This is a genomic window from Duganella fentianensis (genome assembly GCF_009857835.1).
Classification (GTDB): Bacteria; Pseudomonadota; Gammaproteobacteria; order Burkholderiales; family Burkholderiaceae_D; genus Rugamonas; species Rugamonas fentianensis.
In genome coordinates this window covers 858170-878472 of sequence record NZ_WWCL01000003.1, presented here as the reverse complement: position 1 = coordinate 878472, position 20303 = coordinate 858170, and the positions used below count along the sequence as shown (strand labels likewise).

The following is a 20303-nucleotide window of genomic DNA, read 5'->3' as shown; positions in this document are numbered from 1 at the left end:
TTTCTGCATCATCGAAGCCGACCTACCTCGCATCGCACCATTATCACGCAGCAATCGCCCCTCCTGCCGTCTACATGGCATGGCAAAAACGGCAGCCAACCTGCGCTTCCCGTCGCCGCACCCTGGTAATTCATAAGCAGCGACAACACCGTCACACCCGTTTCAGGCAGTATTTCCCACAATGCGAAAAGGCATTCTCACATTGCAGAATCCGGGTCGCTAAAAAACCACAGAATTTATCCCATCCGATAAAAAGTCATTCCACATCGCAAAAATTACTAACTAAGTCATTGAAAATTAACAGATAAAATTAAGTTATATGTCTTATATAAGACATGCTACTCAGCGAAAAAAGGACTATGATTATTCCATCGAACTTCGCTTTTTATAGAGAGTTTTCAACGCATTACTAACTTACCAGCCGGCCCCAGTGAACTGCACTACCCACACTCCCGGCACCCGTTTTTGAATCTTTATTATTCTGTTTAACTGCCAAGGAAATCATCATGTCCCAATACCAAGACGACATCCAAGCCGTTGCTGCACTGAAGCAAAAAGAAGGTAGTGCATGGAACGCCATCAACCCTGAATCGGCTGCCCGTATGCGCGCCCAGAACCGCTTCAAAACCGGTCTGGACATCGCTAAATACACGGCCAAAATCATGCGCGCCGACATGGCCGCCTATGATGCCGATCCAGCCAAATACACCCAGTCGCTGGGTTGCTGGCACGGTTTCATCGGTCAGCAGAAGATGATTTCCATCAAGAAGCACTTCAACAGCACCGAACGCCGCTACCTCTACCTGTCGGGCTGGATGGTTGCCGCACTGCGCTCGGAATTCGGCCCGCTGCCAGACCAGTCGATGCACGAAAAAACCGCCGTATCGGCCCTGATCAAAGAGCTGTACACCTTCCTGCGTCAGGCTGACGCACGTGAACTGGGCGGCCTGTTCCGTCAACTGGACGCTGCCGAAGGCGCTGCCAAAGCTGCGATTCAGGAAAAAATCGACAACCACGTGACCCACGTCGTACCTATCATCGCCGACATCGACGCCGGTTTCGGTAACGCTGAAGCGACCTACCTGCTGGCCAAGCAGTTCATCGAAGCGGGTGCCTGCTGCATCCAGATCGAAAACCAAGTGTCGGACGAAAAACAATGCGGTCACCAAGACGGTAAAGTTACCGTGCCACACGAAGACTTCCTGGCCAAGATCCGCGCCATCCGCTACGCCTTCCTGGAACTCGGCGTGGACGACGGCATCATCGTCGCCCGTACCGACTCGCTGGGCGCCGGCCTGACCAAGCAGATCGCTGTGACCAAACAGCCAGGCGACCTGGGCGACCAGTACAACTCCTTCCTCGATTGCGAAGAAGTGTCGGCTGATGCACTGGGCAACGGCGACGTGATCATCAAACGCGAAGGCAAGCTGCTGCGTCCTAAGCGTCTGCCATCGAACCTGTTCCAGTTCCGTTCCGGCACCGGCGAAGAGCGCTGCGTACTGGACTGCATCACCTCGCTGCAGAACGGCGCCGACCTGCTGTGGATCGAAACGGAAAAACCACATATCGCCCAGATCGGCGGCATGGTGAGCGAAATCCGTAAAGTCATCCCTAACGCCAAGCTGGTGTACAACAACAGCCCATCGTTCAACTGGACCCTGAACTTCCGTCAGCAAGCCTACGACCGCATGAAAGCCGAAGGCAAAGACGTATCGTCCTACGAACGTGCCCAGCTGATGAGCGTGGAATACGACAATAGCGAACTGGCCAAAGAAGCTGACGAGAAAATCCGCACCTTCCAGGCTGATGCAGCCCGCGAAGCCGGCATCTTCCACCACCTGATCACGCTGCCGACCTACCACACGGCTGCGCTGTCGACCGACAATCTGGCCAAAGAATACTTCGGCGACCAGGGTATGCTCGGTTATGTCGCTGGCGTACAACGCAAAGAAATCCGTCAGGGTATCGCTTGCGTGAAACACCAGAACATGTCCGGTTCCGATATCGGCGACGATCACAAAGACTACTTCAGCGGCGAAGCAGCCCTGAAAGCAGCAGGTAAAGACAACACGATGAACCAGTTCTAAGCTGATCGTGCTGGACTAGAAAACCGGGCTCTGTTTCTTGCAGAGCCCGGTTTTTTTTCGTCTGTACACAGCGATGTTATATCGCTCATGTATCTTTGATATAGATCAACGAAATACTTGATCCTGCTCATTACACTGAATTGACTTCGTTAGGTTTCACCCACCGACCACGTGCGTGGCACGTGCCTGTAACGCTTACCCACGTTTGACGATGCTGCCAGTTTATATTTCCCACCCGGATTGCCTGAAACACTCGATGGGCGATCAACACCCCGAATGCCCCGAGCGCATAGGCGCGGTCAACGACATGCTGCTGATCAAGGGCCTGCTCGATTTCATGCAACCGATGGATGCGCCGCTGGCGACCGAAAAGCAGCTGGCGCAAGCCCACGCCAGCCTGTACATCCACGAACTGGCGGCCCAGTCGCCCAAGGAAGGCACGGTGCAGGTCGACCCTGACACCAGCATGAACCCCTACACCTATCAGGCAGCCCTGCGCGCCGCCGGTGCTGCCGTAATGGCCACCGACATGGTGCTGACCAAGGGTGCCGGCACGGCTTTCTGCAATGTGCGCCCACCGGGCCACCACGCCGAATACAGCGCCGCCGGCGGCTTCTGCTTTTTTAACAACGTTGCAGTCGGCATACGCCACGCCCTCAATGTGCACGGGCTGGAACGGGTGGCGCTGGTGGATTTCGACGTCCACCACGGCAATGGCAGCGAAGACATCCTGCACGATGACGAGCGTGTGCTGATGTGCTCCATCTTCGAGGACAAGCTGTATCCGTTCTGCGGCAACGTGCCGCGCGGGCCGAATATGGTCAACGTGGCGCTACCGGCGCGCTCGGGCAGCGATGCGCTGCGCCAGGCCGTGCTGGAGAAGTGGATACCCGCGCTGGATCAATTCCGCCCCCAGCTGATTTTCATCTCGGCCGGCTTCGATGGCCACCGCGATGACGACATGGGCAACCTCGGGCTGGTGGAAGCGGACTACGCCTGGATCACCAAACAGATCGTCGCCGTAGCACAGCGCCACTGCCAGGGCCGCATCGTGTCCTGTCTGGAAGGCGGTTACGTCATGTCCTCGCTGGCGCGCAGCGCCGCCGCCCACGTGAAAGTTTTGCTCGGAATGGACGACTGAACCCGATCAATGCTATTGTCGGCAGCGCTTACCCGGCGCTTGCCGATCTCCCACACTGCCGATCACGCTCATGGAAACCCACTACCTCACCCCCCTGTTCTCGCCCCAGTCCATCGTTGTTTTTGCCGGCAAGCCGGACCAGCCGGACACCCAGACCAGCTATGGCCGCTCAATCAGCGCGCAGCTGGAACAGGGCGGCTTCAAGGGGCCGGTAACCTATCTCGATGTAGGCATGACGGGCACGCTGGCCGATCTGGCCCATTCGCGCGCCGATCTGGCCGTGATCGCCCTGCCCACGGAAGAACTGTGCTTTGCGCTGGAAGTGGCAGGCCGCATCCAGTGCCGCGCTGCCCTGATCCTGTCGGCCGGGGTGGATAGCACGCAGGCGCACGAACTGCACAACATCGCCCGCAAGCATGGCATCCATCTGCTGGGGCCTAACTGCCTGGGCTACCAGCGTCCGCGCCTGAACATCAACGCCAGCGTGGCCGGCCAGCTGGCCCAGCCCGGCAGTCTGGCGCTGATTTCCCAATCGGGCGCGCTAACTTCCGCGATTCTGGACTGGGGTAACAAGAATGCCGTGGGCTTCTCCACCGTGGTGTCGCTGGGCGCGAATACGGCCGTCGATCTGGCCCAGACGCTGGACTTCCTCGCCACCGATCCGGCCACCCAGAGTATCGTCATCTACATGGAAGGCGTGACCAATGCACGGCGCTTCCTGTCGGCCCTGCGTGGCGCGGCCAATACCAAGCCGGTAGTCGTGCTCAAGGCCGGTAACGCTTCCGCCGCATCGGCCGCCGCCCTGACCCACTCTGGCTCCATCGTCGCCTCCGACGATATTTTCGATTCCGCCCTGCGCCGCACTGGTGCCGTGCGCGTGAAGTCGTTTGTGCAGCTGTTTGCGGCCGCCAAATGTCTGGCTTCACGCTACCGGCCAGTGGGCCCGCGTCTGGCCATCGTGACCAATGGCGGCGGCCCCGGCGTACTGGCAGCCGACTGGATCGAAGAACTCGACCTGAAACTGGCGCGTCTGTCGGACGAAGCGGCACGCACGCTGATGCCCATCCTGCCTGCCAATGCCACCCTGTCAAATCTGCTCGACCTGTCGGAAGATGCCGATGCCGACGCCTTCTGCGCAGCGATACAGGCCTGCGCACGCGATAGCGCAGTCGATGGCGTGCTGGTGATCTATTCGCCCAAACTGGGCGGCGATCCGGCCGGTGTGGCGCGCGCTGTCAGCGCCATGAATGCAGGCTTGGGCAAACCGCTGCTGACCTGCTGGATGGGTGACGAACAGGTAGCCGAAGCACGCCAGATCATCAACACGGCCGGTGTGGCCACCTTCCGCACACCGGAAGCGGCCGTCGATGGTTTCAGCAATATCGCCTCGTTCTACCAGAACCAGCAGCTGCTGCACCAGACCCCGCCGCCGCTGTCGCAACTGGCCAAGCCTGACCTCGACGGTGCCCGCCTGCTGATCGAAGGCGTGCTGGCGGAACGCCGCAAAGTGCTGACGGAGATGGAATCGAAAGCCCTGCTGGCGGCCTTCCATATTCCGATTACCCAGACCATCCTCGCGCGCACGGCCAGCGAAGCCATGCTGATTTCCAGCCAGCTAGGCTACCCTGTGGCGCTGAAAATCGATTCGCCCGATATCCCGCACAAATCCGATGTGCAGGGCGTGGTGCTGAATGTCCAGAATGCGGCCGCCGTACGCGACGCCTTCAGCGACATGATGGCCACCGTCCGCCGCCTGCAACCGGATGCCCGCATCAACGGCGTCACCATCCAGAAGATGGCCGGCAAGCGCCATGGCCGCGAACTGTATATCGGCGTGGTGACGGACCACCTGTTCGGCCCGGCCATCAGCTTCGGCGCGGGCGGCACCATGATAGAACTGATCAACGACCGAGCCGTCGAACTGCCGCCGCTCAACCTGTTCCTGGCCCAGCGCCTGATCGACCGCGTACGTACGGCCGAAACACTGGGCGAGTGGCGCGGTGCGCCGCCGGCCCAGCGCGAAGCCATCGAGCAGATGCTGCTGCGCGTGTCGGAAATGGTGTGCGAGCTGCCGCAGCTGCGCGAGATGGACATCAACCCGCTGATCGTCGATGAAAACGGCGCACTGGCGGTGGATGCCCGCATCGTGGTCGATGCCGCACCACCTTCGGCGGCCGATTACGACCATCTGGCCATCCTGCCTTACCCGTCCAACTACACGCAGGAATGGCCGATGCGCGGCGGCGGCCAGTACACCCTGCGTCCGGTACAGCCGGACGATGCTTCCATGCTGCAGGATCTGGTACGTGGCCTGTCGGAGAAATCGCGCTACTACCGCTTCGCTTCCTCGCTGCGCGAACTGTCCGTGCCTATGCTGGCCAAGTACACGCTGATCGACTACGACCGCGAAATGGCACTGGTGGCCGTGCAGGTCACCCGCACACCGGGTGAAGATGGCGAGTTTGTCGAAACATCGCACATCATCGGCGTATCGCGCTACATCGCCAATCCCGACCACAGCACCTGCGAATTCTCGCTGCTGGTGGATGACCGCTACAGCGGCCAGGGTCTGGGTACGCGCCTGATGCTGGCCATCATGGACGTGGCGCGCGACAAGGGCCTGACGGAGATCGACGGTCTGGTGCTGGTGAAGAACACTGGCATGCTAAAACTGATGGCCAGTCTGGGCTTCCAGATCCGCCCATATCCGGACGATCCGGACTTCCGCCTGTGCAGCAAAGCGCTGTAAGCGCGCGCCCTCGGCGCTAAGGCTATACCCTGCGGTGCCCGCCTTTGCGGGCACCGCCAGCAGCATTCGGCAAATCCGTGGATAATTCCCGCTCAACAGTTTTCTACGGACCCGACATGACAACTCTTGCTGACTTCCCCATCACCAAAAAATGGCCAGCGCAATTCCCCGAGCGCATACAGCTGTACTCGCTGCCCACGCCCAACGGCGTCAAGATTTCCATCGCACTGGAAGAGCTGGGCCTGCCTTACGAAGCCCATCTGGTCAGCTTCGATAGCAATGACCAGCTGTCGCCGGAATTCCTCTCGCTCAACCCGAACAACAAGATTCCCGCCATCATCGATCCTAGCGGTCCTAACGGTGAACCGCTGGGTCTGTGGGAATCGGGCGCCATCCTGATCTATCTGGCCGCCAAGGCCGGCAAGCTGCTGCCCGACGATCTGGCGCTGCGCTATGAAACCCTGCAATGGCTGATGTTCCAGATGGGCGGCGTGGGCCCTATGTTCGGTCAGGTAGGCTTCTTCCACAAATTCGCCGGCAAGGAATACGAAGACAAGCGCCCGCGCGACCGCTACGTGGCCGAAGCCAGCCGTCTGCTAGGCGTGCTGGAGCAGCGCCTGCAGGGCCGCCAATGGATCATGGGCGAGCAGTACACCATCGCCGATATCGCCATCTTTCCGTGGATCCGCAACCTGATCGAATTCTACGGCGCCGGCGAGCTGGTGCAGATCAGCCGCTTCCCCGAAGTACAGCGCGTGCTGGCGGCCTTCGTCGCCCGTCCGGCCGTAGCCCAAGGCCTGACCATCCCCGCCCGCAGCTAAACCCGCGGGGTCAGGTCGGGCATCGGTGCAGCCTCGACCGAAAGCCTATAGTCGAGGCCCGTTTGCCCGACCTGACACTGACACTTTGCCCGACTTGACCCCAAGGTAGGCTTTTTTGATCCAGATCAAGGACTAGCTGGACGCAAGGCACTAAGATCCGCCACTTTTGCGCGCTTCTTTTTATCATGCTTAGCTCTCCCGAACTCCTCCTGCCCGCCGGTTCGCTGGCCAAAATGCACGCCGCCTTCGATTACGGCGCCGATGCCGTGTATGCGGGCCAGCCTCGCTACAGCTTGCGCGTGCGCAATAATGACTTTTCGACTCTGGATGCCCTGCAGGAAGGCATCGATGGCGCCCACGCGCGCGGCAAGCAGTTCTTCGTCGCCAGCAACATCTTTGCCCACAACGCCAAGCTGAAAACCTATCTGCGCGATATGGAGCCGGTGATCAACATGAAGCCGGATGCGCTGATCATGGCCGACCCCGGCCTGATCATGATGGTGCGCGACAAGTGGCCCGACGTGCCCGTGCACCTGTCCGTGCAGGCCAATGCCGTCAACTGGGCCGACGTCAAGTTCTGGCACCGCATGGGCCTGACCCGCGTGATCCTGTCGCGCGAACTGTCGCTCGACGAGATCGAGGAAATCCGCCAGCAGTGCCCGGAAATGGAACTCGAAGTGTTCGTCCACGGCGCGCTGTGCATCGCCTATTCGGGCCGCTGCCTGCTGTCCGGCTACTTCAACCACCGCGATCCGAATCAGGGCACTTGCACCAATTCCTGCCGCTGGGACTATCAGGTGAAGAACGCGGCCGAAGACGCTACCGGCGATCTGGGCCGCATGGAAGTCATTCCGTTCAACTTCCAGCGCGCCATCGAAGAAGCCGACGCCCGTCCGTTCTCGACCCTGCATCAGGAAGCGCGCCACCCGCTGGCCGACCGTCCTTACCTGATCGAAGAAGCCCAGCGTCCGGGCCAGCTGATGCCCATCATCGAAGACGAGCACGGCACCTACATCATGAACTCGAAAGACTTGCGCGCCGTCGAGCACATCGAGCGTCTGGTCAAGATAGGTGTCAATTCGCTGAAAGTGGAAGGCCGTACCAAGTCGCTGTTCTACGCCGCCCGTACGGCACAGGTGTACCGCCGCGCGATCGACGATGCGGTGGCTGGCCGTCCGTTCGACATCAGCCTGCTGGGCCAGCTGCAAGGTCTGGCCAACCGTGGCTACACAGATGGCTTCTACCAGCGCCACCACACGCAGGCGCACCAGAACTATATGCGCGGCGCATCCGAGGCCGACCGCAGCCAGTACGTGGGCGATGTGATCGGCGTCGAAAACGGCTGGGCGCGGGTGGACGTAAAAAACCGCTTCAGCGTGGGCGACAAGATCGAAGTCATGCACCCGAGCGGCAACCACGACATCACCCTGAACCGCATGCTGTCGGACGACGGCAACGAGATCAGCGTGGCGGCTGGCAGCGGCCACATCGTGCGCATCGAACTGGGCGCCGCCTACGACCGCGCCCTGCTGTCGCGCTACCTGTAAGCCGCGGTGGCGACGCCCGCGCCCCGCACGCCGCAAGCAATCCTTGCAGGCGTGTGCGGCGCGGGCATTTTTTTCAGCGCATGCATTGCTGCAACGGTAATTTCCCGCTAAAGTTGCCGTTTATTCAGTTATCTAAAAATCATCATGCGCTTGCTTGCTGCTAGTCTGTCCGTCTTGGTCCTCGCCACCTGCAACGCTCAAGGGCAAGCTGTCAGCGAGGCCACCAGCCAGATACCCGTCGAGCAGTTTTTCCAGCGCCCCGAAACCAGCGGCGCCGCCATTTCCCCCGATGGCCGTTCTATCGCGATCCGCCGGCTATCCCCTCATGGCCGCATGATGCTGGTGGTGCTGGATACGGAAAGCCAGAAGTCGCGCGCCGTGGCCAACTTCAACAATGCCGACATCGAGCAGTTCTTCTGGCTCAGCGACGAGCGTATAGGCTTTACCACGGTCAATATCGACCATGGCGGCGAAGTCGGCCAGACCGGCTTGTACGCCATAGACCGCGACGGCAGCAACCGTATCATGCTGCGCCCGACCATCGACAGGCCGCGTAGTTTTGCCGATGGCTACCAGATCAAATACGATTTTTTCGGCCCGACCAGCTTCAACGGCTTTCCCAACTGGCCCAAGGACGAGATGTATGTGATCTCGCAGTATCTGGACCATTCGGAATTGGTGCGCCTGAGTACCCGCACTGGGCGCATCAGCACTATCCGCGCGCCCAGCGAAACCTATCACACGCTGCTCGATGCCGACGGACAGCCACGCGTGGTGGTGGCACGGCGCAACGAGCAGATGCGCAGCTATTTACGCGAAGAGGATAGCTGGAAGGAATTCGATACCCGCGACTTCAACAACAACGATGGCTACAAGCCGCTGCTGTATGCAGAAGGTCAACTGTATGTGCGTGCCCGCAACCAGCGCGACGAAGCCGCCGTCTATCGTTACGACATGCAGCACAGAACATTGCAACAGCCCGCCATGATCATCGCGCCCGGCTTCGATACAGATGGCCACTTCATCGTCGGTGCACGCAATATGCTGGGCTACCGCTTCAACACGGATGCCGTTACTACAGTCTGGTTCGATCCCGCCATGAAGGCTATGCAGCAGCAGATCGATGAACAGTTTCCCGGTCTGGTCAACCTGATTTCACGCGGACGCCAGAGCACGACCCCATACGTCCTGATCAACACCCATTCGGACATCCAGAGCCACGCCTATCTGCTCTACAACAGCCAGACCCGCGCCGTGCAGCTGCTGGGCAGTGCCATGCCCGAGCTGCCAGCGCAACGCATGTCCAGCATGAATATGGAGCGCTTTGCTGCGCGCGATGGCCGCATGATTCCCGTGTTCGTGACCCTGCCCAAGCACGCAGGTAAGCAGCCGTTTGCCACCGTGCTGCTGAACAACCGCAATATGTCCGAGCGCAATGGCTTATGGGAATGGAATGCCGAAGTGCAGTTCCTGGCCTCGCGCGGTTACGCTGTGCTGCAAGTCAGCCCGCGCGGCAGTAGCGGCTTCGGCGCGCAGCATGCGCAGAGCCCGGCCGCAGGCCAGACGCCCGACGCCATCACCGATCTGGCCGATGCCGTGCAATGGGCCGCCAAACAGGGTTATACCGATCCGGCCAGAGTCTGCATCGCCGGTGGCGGCAGCGGTGGCCATGCTGCGCTGAAAAGCCTGCTGCAACAGCCGCAAGTGTTCAAATGCGGCATCAGCTGGTCGGCTCTGATCGCGCCCCGCAACGATCCCGACAGCGCCAGCTTGCAGCAACTGCAGCAGGTGAAACAACCCGTGCTGCTGGCCTACGACAAGGATAGCGAACGCCTCGACTACCAGCAGGGCCGCAAGCTGTACGAAGCGCTGCAGGCGCAGCAGGCGCCCGTGCAGTGGCTCGATTACACCACCACGGTAGAAGACTGGAAAACCCAGCGGCCACGCATAGACCTGTGGCGCCGGATCGAAGCCTTCCTTGCCGCCCACATCGGCCAGCCTGCAAACTAGCTGCTACGGGCCGAAAAAAAGACCACCAGTTTCTGGTGGTCTTTTGGTTTAGGGCAGGCCCAGTCTAGCGGCGCTTGCTGGCACTGGCATCGCGGATGATGCGGAACTCGGCATCCTGCGCCCAGTTCGGCCAGTCCTTCGATTCGGCCAGATCGCGGCCCAGACCATACAGCAGGCCCAGATCGCGCGCCATGCCGGTGAACGGCCACTCGGCTTTCCACTCGTCCGAAGGCTGGTGGTAGTTGTTCACCACATAGTCCTCTTCCGACTTGTGGCCAGCGGCCAGACCGCCCTCGATCCAGTCGTCGCCGGAGCCGAAGGAAATCGCCGGCACGCCGCGCTTGGCCAGCGGGAAGTGGTCGGAGCGGAAGAAGTGGCCCGCTTCCGGTTTCGGATCAGGTGCATACACCATGTCGTACTGCTTGGCTTTGGCGATCAGCTGGTCGAGCAGATCGAGCTTGGCGCTGCCGGAGATGGTGAAGTTGCGTGCCGGACCATACGGGCTCAGGGCATCCATATTGATGGCTCCCACCGTTTCCGCCAGCGGATACAGCGGATAGGCCGCGTAGTACTCGGAACCGAGCAAGCCTTTTTCTTCCGCCGTCACAGCGAGGAACAGCACGCTACGCTGTGGTGCCGGCGCCTTGCCATAGGCACGCGCCAGTTCCAGCAGCGCGGCGATGCCGGTGGCATTGTCCACTGCGCCGTTGTAGATCTTGTCGCCTTTGGCGTCCGGCAGACCGACACCAAGATGATCCCAGTGCGCGCTATACATCACAGTCTGCTCGGGATGGGTGCTGCCCACCACGCGGCCGGCCACATTTTTCGAAACGATGGTCTGGGCATCGACGGCATAGCTGGCCGTCAGCGTCACGCCCTGCAGTTGCACAGGTTTGAAGTTGCGCGTCTGTGCCAGTTTTTTGAGCGCTTCGAAATCCTGCCCGCCGCGCTTGAACAGATCGACTGCCAGATCACGCTGTATCCACGCTTCCATCGATGCATGCGCCATGGCCGGCTGCTTGCGCACGATGTCGTACATCACGTTGGTGTTCGAGTTTTTCACCGTGGCCCAGCCATACGATGCCGGTGCCGTTTCATGCACGATGATGGTGCCCAGCGCGCCGCGCCGTGCCATCTCTTCATACTTGTAAGTCCAGCGGCCGTAGTAGGTCATGGCCTTGCCGCCGAAGTCGCCCACGCCAGTTTCAAAGTCGGGATCATTGATCAGCACCACGGCCAGTTTGCCGCGCAGATCGAAGCCTTTGAAGTCATCCCATTTGCGCTCGGGCGCATTCACGCCATAGCCGACGAACACCAGCGGCGCATTGCGGAAATCGACTTTTTTACTGCCGTTCATGGCCGCGCGCACAGCCATGTCTTCGCCCTGTTTCAGCTCCTGATTGCCTTTGGCATCATGCAGCTGCAGCTTGACGGGGCCTTTGATTTCGAAACGGCCCAGCGGCACATCCTGCGTCCAGCTGCGCACATTTTTCTGGCCCTTGAGCAGATCGCCGGCCGGCTGCAGACCTGCCGCCTTGAACTGCTCGATCAGAAAAGCCACAGTCTTGTTTTCGCCGGCCGTGTTCGGCCCGCGTCCTTCGAATTCATCCGACGCCAGCACCTTCACGTCCTGCGACAAGTGCTTGGCATCGAACTCCGGCCCATTGCCGGCATGCGCAGTGGCAGCAGCTAGCAGTGAGCAGATGAACATGGTGTTTTTCAAGTCGGTCTCCGTATTATGCGTTTTAAATGCGTGTTTACCCGCGCGGCAATACTGACACGAAATCCATAGCGCAGCAACCAGCGCAAGCCCTGCCGTGGTTTTGCACTACCGCGGTGCAGCATTGACGCTGCCTGTGGGGGCTGCGATACTGGTTTACCGCCGCACGCCATCGCCGCTATGCCGACCCTGATCCCCACTCTTCAAAGCAAGGGCAAGTTCTCACTCAACTGGAGCTATCTGAACGCCATCGCCAACGGGGTTTCCGCCATCGATCTCGGTGCGCTGGCGTTGCGCAATCTCCACGATGCGCGCCAGTTCGTGCGCGAATATGGTTTCGATCTGGACCAGCCGGCGGCGCCGCGCCTCATCCTGCAGGCCCACGCCGAAGCCGTGGAATTCATCTGCCAGAACTTCCTCACGCCACAGCAGGCCGCGCTGATACCAGCCGAAGTGCGTACGCCCGAGGACCCGCTACAGCTGCTGGTGTATGCCTCTCTGCGCGGCCAGCAGGTTGACCTGCGCCGCATGTGGGCCTGCGCCGTGCTGAAGGTGATGCACGGGATTTTTTACATCGATAACAATCTCAAGCTGCGCCACTTCCACGCCATCCGCAGCCAGGTATTCGGTTCGCTCGATGAAGTCATCCGCAGCGATGGCGAGCATTACTTCCTGACCGATGGCGAAATCTGCCTGCCGCTGCTGCATTACGACCGCAAGAACAACAAGGGCCGCAACAGCATACTGCTCAAGCTGTTGCAGAAGGCGGCCTATCTGGCGGCCGATATCTTCGACCATCTGGGCGTACGCCTGGTGTTCGCCACCCGCTTCGAATGCCTGCTGGCGCTGCGCGCACTGCAGCGTTCACACCTGCTGTCCGTGACCAATGTCGATGCTGGCCGCACGCGCAACACTCTGCTCGATCTCGATGCTGCCAAAATCATCTTCAATAAATACCGCAGCCGCATTGCGGCCAGCGAGGGCTATCCCAGCGAACTGCTGCGCCAGATGGACGCCGAACTGGCCGAGCAGGCGCAGCCACTCACCCGCTGCGACAATCCCCATTCCGGCACTGGCTACAACAGCGTGCAAGTCACCGTGCGCAAGATGATCCACGTGCAGCAGCTCGATGCCGCGCCTGAGCAGGACTATGACGTGGGCTTCTTCTTCGAATACGAAATCCAGCTCATGGATGCCGATAGCTACCAGCGCAGCCTGACGGGGCCGGCCAGCCACGATGCCTATAAAAAGCGTCAGGTCGATACGGCGCGCACGCGCGTGTTCGGCCGCGAGCTGCAGCGCTGGATCGCCCAGCACGACGCGGCCAGCGTCTGAGCCGTCCGCCGCCTACCGGCAAAAAAAAGCCAGCCTTGCGGCTGGCTTCTGTCATAGCGATACAGGCCAGGTTTACTTGATCAGCTTCTGCTTGATGGCCACGCAGCGCTGGTCTTCCTGATGGGCGACCAGCAGCGAGCGCATGGTGCCGGCTGACAGCGTCCTGGTCTGATCCAGCACCGTTTGCAAGCGCGCTACGCTGGCCGGCGTGCACGCCGTTGGCAGCAAGGCGTTGGCATAGGTACGCATGAACACGGGACCGGCGCTCTGGTCCACCTGTGCCAGCGTGGCCAAACGCTGGGTTGCAGTCTGCTCGGCCAGTGCGCGCTGCTCGGCCGGATACAGATTTTCCATCGCCTTGCGCACTTTCGAGAACGGCAGCTTGGTCTGCAGATCATGGATCTTGCCCAGCCATTCAGTCTTCACGGCCGCATCAGGCTGCACCGCCGTTGCTGCCACGGCAGCCAGCTGGCCCGCATCGGACGGGTCACGCGTCTGCTCGGCCGCCAGCAGAGCTGCTGCACCGGGATAGGCGTAGCGGTTCAGCCGCGTCACGATCTCCCAGCGCAAATCCTGCCCCACGTTCAGGCCCGGCATCACCTGCTTGCCGCTCAGGATATCAGCCAGTTGCGCCAGCGCGGCCGGCGTACTGGCCAGACCGAGGAAGGTACCGAACCAGCGGCGCTGGAAGTTGTTATCGCCCTGCGCCGCCACGCTGGCTTTATAGGCCATCTGTTCCAGCTGCGGCAGCACCTTGTTGCGGTAGGCCGCCACTTCCGGCCCCATCTCGTCCAGATAGGCTTTGGCCATGCGCAGCTTGCCCGTCACATCGCCGAGCAGCGTGTAATCCTTCTCGGCAGGGGCATTCGCCAGCACCGTCTTGAGGAAGTCATCGAGCGGCAGCTGGGCAGCGCGCACGCTGTCCCACAGGCTTTGCCACAGCATGGAGCGCAGCATAGGGTCGGCCACCTTGCTCAGATTGGCCTGCGCCGTTGCAAACGAGCGGGCATCGAGCTGCACCTGGGCATAGCCCCAGTCCTGATAGTTGGGATAGACCAGATCAGGACAGGCAGCGCCCTGCAGCGCCGCCACCTTGGTTGCCGCGCCCTGATAAGTCACGGCCAGATTTTTGCTCAGTGCCAGACCTTGCGGCGTCAGCTTGAACAGGGCAATCTGCACGCGCTGCTCGCGCAGCGTCGGCATGGCCGCACTGGCCGCGCTCTGGCGCAGCGTGAACTGCTTGATCTTGCCGCCGGCGCAACTGAAATCGGCCGCGATGGTATTTACGCCCGGTTCATACAGCCACTGCCTGGTCCAGCCGCTCAGGTCACGTTTGGCCGCCTCGCCCAGACTGCCGATAAAGTCATCCAGCTTGGCGTTCTGGTAAGAGTATTTGACCAGATAGTTGTGCACGCCCTGACGGAAGATTTCCTCACCGAGCAGATGGCGCAGCTGCTTGAGCGTGGATGCGCCCTTGGAATAGGTGATCGCATCGATGTTATCGAAGGCATTCGCCGTCGAAGGGACCGGGGTTTCGATCGCGTGGGTCGTCACGCGCTGGTCCTGCACATAGGCGGCCTGCTTGCCGCCCGAGTAGAAGCCCTGCCAGGCGTTGGTGAACTCGGTTGCTTCGGCCGTGGCCAGCGTGCCCATGAAGGAAGCGAAGCTTTCGTTCAGCCACAGGCCGTTCCACCACTTCATGGTGACCAGATCGCCGAACCACTGGTGCGCCATTTCGTGCATGATCACGCCGGCCAGACTCTGGCGCTGGGCCGCCGTCATTTCGCTCTGGTGCAGGAAGCCGCCTTCGGCAAACGTTACGGCTGCGGCGTTTTCCATCGCGCCGTAGAGGAAGTCCGGCACCAGCAGCTGGTCGTATTTCTCGAACTGGTAAGGCAGGCCGAAATACTCGTCGAAGAAGGCCAGGCCCTGACGGGTGTACTTGAACCAGTCCTGCGGCGCTACCTGCTTGGCCACCGACTGGCGCGCGAACAGCCGCATAGGATATCTGGCGCTGCCGTCTTCCCATACCTTGTACGGCCCCGCGTGCATGGAGAAGTTGTAGCTGCTCAGGCGCTTGGTGCGCGGGAAGGTCCAGCGCCGCGTGTTACCCAGATCTTCGATGCCGCTTTCGCGCTTGGTGGACGACACCACCCAGTCGGCCGGCACGGTAACGGTAATCGCGTAAGTGCCTTTCAGGTCGGGCTGGTCGAACGACGGGAACATCTGGTGTGCAGCCGCCGGCTCGAAGTGGGTGTAGGTGTAGACGCGCTGATCGACCGGGTCGACCATGCGGTGCAGGCCTTCGCCATTGGTGCTGTGCAGGCGCTCGTAGCTGATGGTGACGCTGTTGCGGCCCGCCACCAGATCAGCGGCAGCAATGGTAACGAACCACTGGTTGTACTGGGTAGGCACGACCTTGCCGTTGACGCTCACGCTATGCACCGTGGCTTTATCGAGATCGATGGTCAGCGGCGCGCTGGCATCGTTGAGATCGAACTGCAGCGTGGTGCTGCCGCTAAAGCGCTCGCCACCCGTCAGTGTGAAGTCCAGCGTGTAATCGACATTGGCGACGCGGGCCGAACGGGCCGCCGCATCCTGCTGCGACAGATAGGCATTTTCGGCGCGGGCAGCCGGTGCAGCGATGGCGCTGCCGTGCAGCTGGCCCAGCATCAGCGCAATGCCGGCAGCGATGAAAGTCTTATTCATGTTTTTCCTTGCAAGGGACAACGCCCGCAAGGGCGGGCGTTGTAATGGGATCATCGGATGGATTTATCTCGCGAGCTTATTTCTTCAGATAGGTGTCCAGCCAGTCGATCACCGTGTGATGCCACAGCACCGAGTTGGCCGGCTTGAGCACCCAGTGGTTCTCATCCGGGAACATCAGCAGCTTGCTCGGAATGCCACGGCGCTGCAGCGCCGTGAACGTACCCAGGCCCTGTGCGGTCGGAATGCGGAAGTCCAGATCGCCCTGCACCACCAGCATAGGGGTCTTCCAGTTTTTCACGGTCAGCGCAGGATTGAACTTCTCGTGCAGTTCCGGCACCTCGTAGTAAGGACCGCCGTTTTCCCATTCGGTGAACCAGATTTCTTCCGTCGAATATGCCATGCCGCGCGTATCGAACACGCCATCGTGGTTGACGATGCACTTGAAGCCGTCGGACCAGTTACCGGCGATCCAGTTCATCATGAAGCCGCCGTAGGAAGCGCCCAGTGCGCAGCTACGCTCGCGGTCCAGCCACGGGAATTTTTCCACCGCAGCGGCCAGACCTTTCTGCAGGTCTTCCAGCGGCTTGCCGCCCCAGTCGCCGCTGATCGAATCGGTGAACTTCTGGCCATAGCCGGTCGAACCGTGGAAGTCGATGAACACGGTGGCATAGCCGGCACCGGCATACACCTGCGGATTCCAGCGATAGCTCCACGAGTTGCCAAAGCTGCCCTGCGGGCCGCCGTGTACCAGGAAGGCCACCGGATATTTCACGCCCGGCTGGGCATTCCATGGCTTCATCACGTGGCCATACACGGTGTCGCCATTGGCGCCCTTGAAGGAGAACTGCTCGTACTCGCCGAACTTCACATCGGCCAGCGCCTGCGCATTCAGCTGGGTCAGCTGCTGGGCCTTGTCGGCCGTGCCGCCCAGTTTGAACTTGTACAGCTGCGCACCCGAAGTCAGGCTGGCCTGCGCCATCACGATGGTGTCGCGCACCACGTCGAAGCCGCTCACATAGCCATTGCCGCTCAGGGCCGTGACCTTGCCGCTGGCCGCGTCGATAGCGAACAAACGGTGCTGGCCGACGTCGTCGGCCGTGGCCAGCACGGTCTTGCTGTCCGGGCTCCAGCGGTAGTCGGCGATGGAACGGTCCCAGCTATCGGCGACCGTGCGCTTCTTGCCGGTCGCTACATCGATCAGCACCAGATGGAAGCGGTCCGCTTCAAAGGTCGGCTTGTCCATGGCCAGATAGGCCAGCGTGCGGCCGTCGGGCGAATAGATCGCCTTGCTGTCCCAGGCCGGATTTTCTGCCGTCAGATTGACGGGCGCGCCGCCCGTGGCCGGTACCGTGTAGATATCGAAATTGGTCGACCAGGCTTCCGTCTTGCCGGCGATGCGGGCCGAGAACACCACCGTCTTGCCGTCCGGGCTGAAGTGGTAATCATCGTGGTCGCCGAAAGGCTTGGACGGCACATCGCCATCGAGCGTGCCCGACAGGCTGACCGGCTGGGCCGTGACCTTGCCGCTGGCATCGATAGGCGCCGCATACAGCACATTGTTGCGGCCATCGGCCCAGGTATCCCAGTGGCGTGCAAACAGGCGGTCATACACTTTGCCGCTAGCCTTGTTCTTGCCCTGTGCGTCGAGGCGTGATTTGGTGCAGGCCAGATCGGCGCAATCACGGAACACGGCCAGGCTCAGTGCCAGACGATCACCCTGTGGCGACAGGCGGAAGTTCTCTACATCGAGTGGCAGATCCGTCACGCGTACGGCTTCGCCACCGGCCAGCGGCAGACGCCAGACCTGCTGCGAACCCGAACGGGCCGACAGGAAGTAGATGGCATCACCGGCCGGCGACCATTCCGGATCCGTGCTGCTGGCTTCAGCCTGGGTCAGGCGTACCGGTGCTGCCTTGGGCGCACGCAGGTCAAGCAGCCACAGCTGGGTGTTACCGCGGTTCTTGTCCATATTGGTGGCGCGCACGGTGTACAGCACGCGGCCGGCATCTGGCGACAGCACCGGGCTGCCCACGCGCTCCATGCGCACCAGATCTTCCACGGTGAAGCCGCGCGGCGCGGCGGTAGCACTGGAGGCGGCCAAAGCGGTGCCCAGTAGCAACAAAGGTAGTTTCATTCGGTGATCTCCGACATTGTAAGAAAAGGCCGGCTCGTGGCCGGCTGGCTCGCATGATACCAAGAGTGCGGTGCAGCAATCAAAGCGCCGCTGCATTTGTTACTTAGCGATACTTGGATACCGCCAGGACAGGATGGCGGCTAGTGCGGCCGCATGGCATATGCAGCGATCTCGGGCGGGTAATAGTGCTGGAACCACTTCCACACCGTCCCTTTGGCCGCCTGGCGCAATAACTGGCGCAGGATGTCACGGTCGGCAGCACTGAGCGACTTCTGCGACAGATAGATGCCGCTCTCGGCAGGCGGCAAGCCGTCCAGCGTCGCCACCTGCACTTCGCCCGCAAAGCTCGCCAGCGCGGCATCCTCGGAAAGCGAACTGAAAAAAATCGTCGGCGCCACCACGGTAAAGTCTACCCGCCCTACTTTCATCATCCGGGCCACCATCAGCGGTGCGGCGACGTAGGAAATTCTATGCTGTGCATCAAGTCGCTCGATCAGGCTGTTGTATTCGTTACCAAACACATAGCTGCGCACCACAGCGCCACGCCACTCGGGGTGGGCCAGCAGCTCGGCCACGCTGCTGCTGCGCACGGGGCTGTGCCGCCTGCTGATCAGCGCCATCTTCAGTTTCATCATGGGAACAAATTCGGCCTGACGGTCACGCTCTTCGCTGCGCGAGGCCGGCAGCAGCAGATCCGATTCGCCCGAATTCAGGAACATATAGGTGCTGCGCGCGCGTGGCACTACGGGGAAGATGAACTGGCAGCCATACTGCCGCCCCAGCTCGCGCAGCGCCTCCGGGAAAGCACCGCTCACCTGGTTATCCTTGACGATCACGCTGAAGCCGGTGGGCGCCACGGGCACCACGATAGGCCGGCTGCAAGCGGCGTGCGCCAGCCCGCCCAGCAGCCACAGGGCGGACAAGGCGCCACACAGGTAGCGAACAGATGGGGCAACGCGGGACAAGCAGGCTCCGGTATTAACTTGCAGGGAGCTATTTTAGCGTGATTTCCGGCAGGCACAGACAGCGAAAATATTTTGTATCAATGCTGGCAAAACTGCCACGGCCAGCGAACACGGGTGCATAATCTACGACTCAGAGCAAATCATTGCGCCTAATTCTCGCCGGCAAGAACAGCGCAGCAGAGCTAGCCCGCCGGTAAAGATCGTAAAGCTGTCGTATTGCCTCACGACTACTTGTGAGCAATTGTAAATCGACGTTGTATGAGTCCGGTCCGCCGCTAAGGTATTGGTCTCCACCTCGGGCGCGACACCAACCGTGCTACCGAAGTCTGACGAAATACGGGAAACGCCATGCTCACTGCCACCTATGTCTTGCTGACACTATCGATAGAACAAAAAAAAGAACGCCACTTTATCGCGCGCATGCTGAACTACGTGCAAAGCATAGCCCGCCGCCCGCAGGAAATCGATCCTGTGCATATCCAGAGCCAGCTGCAGGAACTGATTACCTTTGCCGAAACGCGCCACCAGCGCAAGGTCGAAGCCTGCTTGCTGCCCGCCATCAAAGCGGCCGACGCCAACAGCGCTGCACTGGTGAAAGATCTGGAAACCCTGAGCCGCATAGGCCGCGCCATGCTCAATGCTGTCAATAAATGCCTGCGCCGCGCCATGCGCCGCAGCGCCAGCCATGGCAAGTTCTTGTGCCGCACCATCGATCTGTACTGCCAGAATCTGCTGACCCGGCTCGACAAGGAAGAACAGGAACTCTTGCCACTGGCACAGAAAGTTATTTCCAGCGAAGAATGGTTCGAAATCGGCAGCCAGTTTCTGGAGCAGGAAGACCATGCCGCAGGCCAGGACGACACGCCGGCCGCGCGACCGCCGGTAGCTGCCTACACAGGATTCTACTCACCCGCCTGAGTCAGGCATCGCCAGAATTGATGTAAACGGTTTATATCGTAATAGCCGTAACGCAAGGCTGTTTATCACAGCTTTTTCGTAGTCGTAACGACAATATAGCTTCGCTAACGCGCTTGGGCTAGAATCCAGACCGTGCCGTGATCCGGCACGCTCCCTGGACCAACCTC

The 20303-nt window shown here is 60.8% G+C and carries 12 protein-coding genes; 8 read left to right on the top strand and 4 right to left on the bottom strand.

The genetic code is table 11. The annotated features are described in order from the left end of the window. The first annotated feature begins 506 nt into the window (after nt 1-506). From GTP23_RS16935 to GTP23_RS16910, 6 genes are all read left to right on the top strand, one after another. Nucleotides 507-2087: an isocitrate lyase gene (locus GTP23_RS16935; protein ID WP_161036186.1), complete on the top strand. Its 1581-nt coding sequence runs from the start codon at nt 507-509 to the stop codon at nt 2085-2087. A 211-nt stretch (nt 2088-2298) separates the two neighbouring features. After that, nucleotides 2299-3228: a histone deacetylase family protein gene (locus GTP23_RS16930; RefSeq protein ID WP_161036185.1), complete on the top strand. Its 930-nt coding sequence runs from the start codon at nt 2299-2301 to the stop codon at nt 3226-3228. Between the two features lie 70 nt (nt 3229-3298). Beyond that, a complete protein-coding gene (locus GTP23_RS16925) occupies nt 3299-5977 on the top strand; it encodes a bifunctional acetate--CoA ligase family protein/GNAT family N-acetyltransferase (RefSeq protein ID WP_161036184.1) in 2679 nt (892 codons plus the stop codon). Between the two features lie 116 nt (nt 5978-6093). After that, a complete protein-coding gene (locus tag GTP23_RS16920) occupies nt 6094-6798 on the top strand; it encodes a glutathione S-transferase N-terminal domain-containing protein (RefSeq protein WP_161036183.1) in 705 nt (234 codons plus the stop codon). Between the two features lie 185 nt (nt 6799-6983). Next, nucleotides 6984-8345, top strand: coding sequence for a prephenate-dependent tRNA uridine(34) hydroxylase TrhP (gene trhP / locus GTP23_RS16915; RefSeq protein ID WP_161036182.1), 1362 nt, complete (start codon nt 6984-6986; stop codon nt 8343-8345). 144 nt (nt 8346-8489) lie between these two features. Further along, nucleotides 8490-10355, top strand: coding sequence for an alpha/beta hydrolase family protein (locus GTP23_RS16910; protein ID WP_161036181.1), 1866 nt, complete (start codon nt 8490-8492; stop codon nt 10353-10355). A gap of 64 nt (nt 10356-10419) precedes the next feature. On the opposite strand, the gene GTP23_RS16905 is transcribed toward GTP23_RS16910, so the two are convergent. Next, nucleotides 10420-12078 carry a M28 family metallopeptidase gene (locus GTP23_RS16905; protein WP_202412223.1) on the bottom strand — a complete coding sequence of 553 codons (1659 nt, stop codon included), beginning with the start codon at nt 12076-12078 and terminating at the stop codon, nt 10420-10422. 177 nt (nt 12079-12255) lie between these two features. Between GTP23_RS16905 and GTP23_RS16900 the strand changes: the two genes are divergently transcribed. Then, nucleotides 12256-13410, top strand: a complete 1155-nt coding sequence (locus tag GTP23_RS16900) for a TIGR04552 family protein (RefSeq protein ID WP_161036180.1) — start codon at nt 12256-12258, stop codon at nt 13408-13410. Nucleotides 13411-13482: 72 nt separating this feature from the next. Here the strand turns inward: GTP23_RS16900 and pepN are convergent, their stop codons facing one another. The 3 genes from pepN to GTP23_RS16885 form a co-directional block, all read right to left on the bottom strand. Further along, the gene (gene pepN / locus GTP23_RS16895; protein WP_161036179.1) at nt 13483-16119 is read right to left on the bottom strand and encodes an aminopeptidase N; all 2637 of its coding nucleotides are present in this window, start codon (nt 16117-16119) and stop codon (nt 13483-13485) included. Nucleotides 16120-16195: 76 nt separating this feature from the next. After that, nucleotides 16196-18253: a S9 family peptidase gene (locus GTP23_RS16890; protein WP_161036178.1), complete on the bottom strand. Its 2058-nt coding sequence runs from the start codon at nt 18251-18253 to the stop codon at nt 16196-16198. A gap of 140 nt (nt 18254-18393) precedes the next feature. After that, nucleotides 18394-19218, bottom strand: a complete 825-nt coding sequence (locus GTP23_RS16885; protein ID WP_161036177.1) for a transporter substrate-binding domain-containing protein — start codon at nt 19216-19218, stop codon at nt 18394-18396. 348 nt (nt 19219-19566) lie between these two features. Here GTP23_RS16885 and GTP23_RS16880 point away from each other — a divergent pair, with 348 nt between their 5' ends. Then, entirely contained in the window at nt 19567-20136 is a 570-nt protein-coding gene (locus GTP23_RS16880; RefSeq protein WP_161036176.1) for a hemerythrin domain-containing protein, read from the top strand. Nucleotides 20137-20303 lie beyond the last annotated feature (167 nt).